This window comes from Inquilinus sp. (genome assembly GCF_057815775.1).
In genome coordinates this window covers 1-6,216 of sequence record NZ_JBYRFX010000907.1, presented here as the reverse complement: position 1 = coordinate 6,216, position 6,216 = coordinate 1, and the positions used below count along the sequence as shown (strand labels likewise).

8 protein-coding genes and 1 tRNA gene are annotated in these 6,216 nt (G+C 67.8%); 5 read left to right on the top strand and 4 right to left on the bottom strand.

Going from position 1 to position 6,216, the window contains the following annotated elements; translation table 11 throughout:
- Positions 1-537: ChrR family anti-sigma-E factor (locus AC3XYG_RS32465; protein WP_489144020.1), on the top strand; the 537-nt coding region annotated here is incomplete at its 5' end.
- A gap of 22 nt (positions 538-559) precedes the next feature.
- Here AC3XYG_RS32465 and AC3XYG_RS32460 read toward each other — a convergent pair.
- From AC3XYG_RS32460 to AC3XYG_RS32450, 3 genes are all read right to left on the bottom strand, one after another.
- On the bottom strand, positions 560-757 hold the full coding sequence (locus tag AC3XYG_RS32460; RefSeq protein WP_489144019.1) for a heavy-metal-associated domain-containing protein: 198 nt from the start codon (positions 755-757) through the stop codon (positions 560-562).
- A 100-nt stretch (positions 758-857) separates the two neighbouring features.
- Positions 858-1,340 (bottom strand): MmcB family DNA repair protein, encoded by a 483-nt coding sequence (locus tag AC3XYG_RS32455; RefSeq protein WP_489144018.1) that lies wholly within the window; start codon positions 1,338-1,340, stop codon positions 858-860.
- Positions 1,341-1,493: 153 nt separating this feature from the next.
- On the bottom strand, positions 1,494-1,730 hold the full coding sequence (locus AC3XYG_RS32450; protein WP_489144021.1) for a hypothetical protein: 237 nt from the start codon (positions 1,728-1,730) through the stop codon (positions 1,494-1,496).
- Here AC3XYG_RS32450 and AC3XYG_RS32445 point away from each other — a divergent pair.
- From AC3XYG_RS32445 to AC3XYG_RS32435, 3 genes are all read left to right on the top strand, one after another.
- Positions 1,618-3,423, top strand: coding sequence for a type I secretion system permease/ATPase (locus tag AC3XYG_RS32445; RefSeq protein WP_489144017.1), 1,806 nt, complete (start codon positions 1,618-1,620; stop codon positions 3,421-3,423). The two genes, AC3XYG_RS32450 and AC3XYG_RS32445, sit on opposite strands and share 113 nt — an antisense overlap.
- Positions 3,424-3,436: 13 nt before the next feature.
- Entirely contained in the window at positions 3,437-4,738 is a 1,302-nt protein-coding gene (locus tag AC3XYG_RS32440) for an HlyD family type I secretion periplasmic adaptor subunit (RefSeq protein ID WP_489144016.1), read from the top strand.
- A gap of 75 nt (positions 4,739-4,813) precedes the next feature.
- Positions 4,814-4,890, top strand: a tRNA-Arg gene (locus AC3XYG_RS32435).
- A 128-nt stretch (positions 4,891-5,018) separates the two neighbouring features.
- Here AC3XYG_RS32435 and AC3XYG_RS32430 read toward each other — a convergent pair.
- Entirely contained in the window at positions 5,019-5,693 is a 675-nt protein-coding gene (locus AC3XYG_RS32430; RefSeq protein ID WP_489144015.1) for a TetR/AcrR family transcriptional regulator, read from the bottom strand.
- A 195-nt stretch (positions 5,694-5,888) separates the two neighbouring features.
- On the opposite strand from AC3XYG_RS32430, the gene AC3XYG_RS32425 reads away from it, so the two are divergent.
- On the top strand, positions 5,889-6,216 hold a 328-nt coding region (locus AC3XYG_RS32425; RefSeq protein ID WP_489144014.1), incomplete at its 3' end, for an FAD binding domain-containing protein.

Here is a 6,216-nt window from a genome sequence, read left to right as displayed (position 1 = left end):
CGGGCCGAATCCGCACGGCTGGACGCCATGGGCGGCGCCCTGCTGGACACCCTGCCCGGCGCCGCCATCGGCGACGATGCCTTCGCTGCGGTGCTGGCCCGGCTGGACGCACCGGCGGCGGCAAAGCCGCCCGCAGCCCCGATTGGGGCGCCGCCGGACATCCCGCAGCCGCTGCGCGACTACATCGGCCCGCGCTTCGACGGCGTCACCTGGCGGCGGCTGCTGCCGGGGGTGTCCGAAGCGGTGTTCACGGTGGGGCGCAAGGACCGCCGCGTCAGTCTGCTCCGCGTCCGTGCCGGCGTCGGCGTGCCGCAGCACACCCATGAGGGCACCGAGTTCACCCTGGTGCTGCAGGGCGCCTTCGACGACGGCCAGGGACTCTACGGCATCGGCGACCTGCAGGTGACGGACGGGACGATCGACCACCGGCCGACCGCCCTGCCCGGCGCCGATTGCATCTGCCTGGCGGTGGTGGAGCGGACGCTGCGGCTGACCGGCCCGATCGGCCGCTGGCTGAACCGATTCGTCAGCTTCTGACCGCCCCGTACCTGGCCGTTCCCTACCCGGCCTCCAGGGTGCGGAAACCGGCCCGGTCGATCGCTGCCGCCACCGCGGCGGCATCCGGCGCCGGCGACACGGCCACCCGGCCGCCCGCGAGATCGACCGCCACCGTAGCGCCGGGGGCGGCCTTGAGGACCGCGCGCTTGACCGCTTCGGCGCAGCCGCCGCAGGTCATGCCTTCAACCTGGAATTCCATTCCGTCCTCCTTGGGACCGTTTGTCCGGGATCGTTGCCTGGAAGATGGGGCTTCCAGCAACCGGAAGGTCAAGGGCTGCGCCAAGAGAAATGCGGGCCGGCTAGATCGCCGCGACGCCGCGCCAGCCGGTGATCGCGCCCTCATCCTCCAGCAGGTGCAGCCGCTGGGCCGCCACCCGGCCGAATTCCAGCACCAGGGCCTTGCGCCGCGGCGGCGCAAGGCGGTGTTCCGGCGGCGCGCGCAGCAGCGCCGCGTCGAAGCCGTCGGCGACGATCAGGCCGCATTCGGGGGCGATCAGCTCCTGCGGGAAATCTTCCGGCACGGCGAAACAGAACCGGTCGCAATAGGCGGCATAGCCGGGCCATTTGCGGTCGCCGCGGAAATCGGCGATCGACACCTTCACCTCGATCAGCGTGATCTGGCCTGCGGAATCGATCGCGAAGACATCGGCTCGTCGGCCATCCGGCAGGCAGAATTCCGGCAGGCTGACCATGCCGGCAGCCGCCAGCCAACGGCGCACGCCGCGCGTGACCTGGGCGGTCTGCAGCCGGGCCAGGCTGTCCATGTTGCTTCTTTGTTCCATCGCGAAAGCATCCTAGCGGCGCCTTGTGCCGAACGCCAGCACGAAGGATCAGTCGCAAAAAAGTCAGAATCTTGCCGCGGGGAAAGCATCATCTAATGCGAAAAAGGGTGTAACCTATGTCACTGTTTCAAGAGTGAAGTCTGTTTTATTCAATTACGGGTCTAAGGGGGGATTCAGTTCGCTTTCCGGTAGCGGAGCGATCTGCTTCTCGAACAGAATATAGCGGTCGGGTTCGGGCGGGGCAGCCAATGGACGTCGATCAGGGGACAAGGTGATTATGGCGAGAAGTGAATCGACACCGCCGAGCGCGGCACGCCGGGCCCTCCTATCGGTCAAATCCTGGTTTCTGGTGGCGGGCGGATTCAGCTTCGCGACGAACCTGCTGATCATGGTATCGCCACTCTATTCCTACCAGCTGTTCGACCGCGTCGTGGGCAGCGCCCACATCGAAACGCTGGTGTTCCTGACCCTGATCGCCGGCTTCGCCTTCCTCATCCTCGGCTGCCTCGACGGCCTGCGCTCGGCCCTGCTGGCCCGGATCGGCACCCGGTTCGAACGCCAGCTGGCCGGCACGCTGGTCGAAACCGGCGTCAACGGCGCCGTGCTCGGCGCCCCGGTCGGCGGCCAGGCGTTGCGCGACCTGTCGCAGATCCGCAGCTTCATCGGCGGGCCCGCGATCGGGCCGCTGTTCGACGCCCCTTGGGCGCCGGTCTTCATCATCGTCATGTTCCTGCTGCACTGGGCGCTCGGGGTCACCGCGTTGATCAGTGCGGCCATCCTGTTCGCGTTGGCGTTGACCAACGAGAAGATGCTGCGCGGCCCGACGACCGACGCCAACAAGCTGCAAGTCACGGCGCAGCGCCAGGCGGAAGGCGCGATCAGGAGCGCCGAGACGGTGCGGGCCATGGGCATGCTGCCGCAGCTGCTGACGCGCTGGCGCCGGGACCAGGAAGCCGCCCTGCAGGGGCAGGAGCATGGCGCCGACCTGTCGGCGATCATCAGCGGCTCCTCGAAATTCGTCCGCATGTTCGTGCAGACCTTTGTGATGGGCGTCGGCGCCTATCTGCTGCTGCATGGCGAGCTGACCAGCGGCGGCATGATCGCCGGGTCGATGCTGCTGTCGCGGGCGCTGGCCCCGGTCGAACAGGCGATCGGCTCCTGGCGCCAATTCATCAGCGCCCGCCAGTCCTACAATTCGATCGAGAAGATCATGGTCATCGTCCCGAAGCGGCAGGAGGGCCTGACCCTGCCGCCGCCGACCGGGGCGGTGCAGATCGACAAGCTGGTGTTCCTGACGCCGCAGGGCAAGACGCCGATCATCAAGCGCGTCAGCTTCGAGATCGCGGCCGGCGAAGTGCTGGGCATGGTCGGTCCCTCGGCCTCGGGCAAGAGCACGCTGTGCCGGCTGCTGGTCGGCATCTATCCGCCGAGCGACGGCGCCGTCCGGTTCGACGGTGCCGATCTGGCGCAATGGTCGCCGGAGACGCTGGGGCCGCATCTGGGCTACCTGCCGCAGGCGGTCGACATCTTCCCGGGCACGGTCGCCGAGAACATCGCCCGCATGGGCGTGCCGGACTCCGACCAGGTCGTCGCCGCGGCGCAGCTGGCCGGTGTGCATGACATGATCGTGCGGCTGCCTCAGGGCTACGACACCCCGATCGGCGACGGCGGCGTGCCGCTGTCCGGCGGCCAGCGCCAGCGCGTCGGCCTGGCACGTGCCGTTTTCGGCCAGCCCAAGCTGGTGGTGCTGGACGAGCCCAATTCCAATCTCGACGCGGATGGCGAGGCCGCGCTGATGACCACCATCACCGGCCTGAAGGCGTTGGGCACGACCGTGGTCATCGTCGCCCATCGCCCCCAGATCCTCGCCGACGCCGATCGCCTGCTGGTGATGCGCGAAGGCGAAATCGCTCTGCTCGGCCCGCGGGCCGAAGTTCTGGCCCGCATTGCAGGACCACGTGCCGCCGACACCGCGTCGGGGCCAAAGGGAAGTACCGAAAATGTCGCTTATCCCTCAGGAGCCTGGACAGCCACTGCCACCGGCCGTCCTCAGCAGCCCCCGCCTGCCCGCTCTGCCGGATGAGACCGTCGTCGCGTTGCGGCGCAACGCACGTGGCCTGAATCGTCTGAGCCTGATCGGCGGCGCCGTCATCGGTGTCTTCATCTTCGGCTTCGGTGCCTGGGCTGCCGTCGCGCCGCTGGCCAGTGCCGCCGTCGCCCAAGGCACGGTCAGCCCGGAAGGCAACAAGCGGACGATCCAGCATCTCGAAGGCGGCATCATCCGCGAGCTGACGGTGCAGGACGGCGACAAGGTCAAGGCCGGCGACACCCTGCTGGTGCTTGATGCGACGCGCGATACCGCGACCTACGACACGGTGCAGATGCAGCGGATCGCCGATATGGCGGCCCTCGCCCGCCTCGACGCCGAGCAGATCGGCGCGCCGCAGATCACCATGCCGCAGGAGGTGGTGGACGCGACCGCCAGCGATCCGGTGGGCGCAGCCCTGGTCAAGGCGCAGGAGGAGCAGTTCATCTCCCGCCGCGAATCGATCACCGGGCAGAAGTCGATCCTGGAGCAGCGCGTCAACCAGAGCCAGTCGGACATCAACGGGCTGAAGGCGCAGATCCAATCCAGCGAAACCCAGCTGGAGCTGATCCAGCAGGAGATCGACAGCGTCGCCCCGCTGGTCGCCAAGGGACTGGAGACGAAGCCGCATCTGCTGCAGTTGCAGCGGGGCCAGGCCCAGATCGTGGGACAGAAGGCCTCCGACACCTCGTCCATCGCCAAGGCCGAGCAGACCATCGGCGAGAGCCAGATGCGGATCCTGGCCCTGGACAGCGACTTCCGCGACAAGATCGCCGAGGAACGCTCCACCACCCAGAAGGAGCTGGCACAGCTGGACGAGAAGCTGCGCGCCGCCGGTGACGTCGTTACCCGCACCCGCATCGTGGCGCCGCTCGACGGCACTGTGGTCGGGCTGAAGTACCACACGATCGGCGGCGTGGTGTCGCCCGGCGCGCCGATCATGGAGATCGTGCCGAGCAGCGAGAAGCTGGTGATCGACGTCCAGGTCCAGCCGAACGATATCGACGTCGTGCGGGAAGGCCAGTCGGCGATGGTGCACTTCTCGGCCTATCACCAGCGCAACATGCCGCGGATCGACGGCACGGTGGTCTATGTCGCCGCCGACAGCACCCAGGACGAAGCCACCAAGCGGTCGTTCTTCCTGGCGAAGGTCGAGGTCGACCCGGCTCTGCTGAAGCGGGTGGCGCCGCAGGTCAACCTCTCGGCCGGCATGCCCGCCGACGTGTCGATCATGACCGGGACCCGCACCGCATTGCAGTACGCGGTCGACCCACTGATGAACGCCTTCCACCGCAGCTTCATCGAAGACTGACGTCTCGGCAAAAGACGAATGGCCTGTCACGGCGGGGGTGTCATCACCCCCGCCGGCTTGCTATAAGGGCGCCGGGTCCCCGTAGCTCAGCCGGATAGAGCGGCTGCGTCCTAAGCAGCGGGTCGGGAGTTCGAATCTCTCCGGGGACGCCACTTCAGCATAAACCTGCGATGCCGGAGCCGGCCGTGCCTGCGCTTGGCTTTCAAAGTCCGATGCGGATTCGGGACGGTCGACCGCTTCACTTGCCTGCGCGTGCGCTTCCTGTCGCACCCGAAGCGCGTCAGCCCTGGTCCGGATTTACGACCAGCCCGGCCATCATCGCCCGCGTGCCGGCGAAAAAGCCCTGCACGGCATCGCGCACCACGTCGTCCAGGCTGGCCGGGGTCGGCGTGACATACACGAAGCGGCGGATCGCCAGGTAGAAGATGCGCCCGTGCAGCCCCCAGAACATCTCGGTCTCGCGCTCCTGCAACGGGCGCTCCGCCTCCGGCGGCAGCCCCAGCTCGTGGCGCAGCTCGCGGCAGGCCGGCTCGATGATCTGCTCGCGTACGATCGTCAGGTAGCGCCCGGTGATATCGAAGGATTTGAGGCCGGAGAACACGAAGATCCGCACCCAGTCGTAGTCGAACACCCGCTCGACATACTCCAGGTAGAACCGGGTCAGACGCGCCTCCAGCGGCAGGCTGCGGTCGCACACCAGCGGCCCCCAGCCGGGCTGCCAGCGGCTGAGATACACGTGTTCGTACACCCGCTCGATCAGAGCTTCCTTGCTGGGGAAATGGCGGTAGATCGCGGGGTGCGAGATGCCCATACGCTTCGCCAGTTCCCGCGTCTGGCCCTCGAAGCCATGCTCGGCGAAGAAGCGGACCGCCTCGTCCAGGATCGCCTGCTCACGCTCCGGCGCCCGCATGTTCCGCCGCCGCGGCCGCTCCGCTTCCGTCTTCGGCGCCATCATCGCCCACCCATCATCGCCCGGCCATGCCGCCCTGATGCCTCGTCGTTGCGACAGCCTACATCACAAAAGTGACCAAGTGGTCATTTCTGTTGACGCTGCGATCGGCGCGTGCTTCCAATTAGTGACCAAATGGTAACAACAGCCGAAAACGGCAGCCATCATGGACGGGACGGAACCACGCCAGGGAGGAGCGGCTTGAAAGCCCCTGCCTTCGGCTATCAACGGCCTGAGACGGTCGCGGCGGCGCTCGACGCCTTCGCCGCCGCCGACGGCGACGCCAGCTATATCGCGGGTGGCCAGAGCCTGGTGCCGGCGCTGGCGCTGCGGCTGCAGTCGCCGGCCATGCTGATCGACATCTCGCGGATCGAGGATCTTCGCGGCGTGCGGATGGAAGCCGGCCAGCTGCGCATCGGCGCCCTGACCCGGCATGCCGAGGCGCTGACCGACCCGCTGATCGCCCGGCACGCGCCGCTGCTGCGCGCGGCGGCGCCCTATGTCGCCCACCCCGCCATCCGCAACCGCG

What these genes read in the sequence shown, in the direction of transcription:
- AC3XYG_RS32460 (WP_489144019.1), bottom strand. Translation starts at nt 757, where the DNA reads ATGGAATTCCAGGTTGAAGGCATGACCTGCGGCGGCTGCGCCGAAGCG.
- AC3XYG_RS32455 (WP_489144018.1), bottom strand. Translation starts at nt 1,340, where the DNA reads ATGGAACAAAGAAGCAACATGGACAGCCTGGCCCGGCTGCAGACCGCC.
- AC3XYG_RS32445 (WP_489144017.1), top strand. Translation starts at nt 1,618, where the DNA reads ATGGCGAGAAGTGAATCGACACCGCCGAGCGCGGCACGCCGGGCCCTC.
- AC3XYG_RS32450 (WP_489144021.1), bottom strand. Translation starts at nt 1,730, where the DNA reads ATGATCAGCAGGTTCGTCGCGAAGCTGAATCCGCCCGCCACCAGAAAC.
- AC3XYG_RS32430 (WP_489144015.1), bottom strand. Translation starts at nt 5,693, where the DNA reads ATGATGGCGCCGAAGACGGAAGCGGAGCGGCCGCGGCGGCGGAACATG.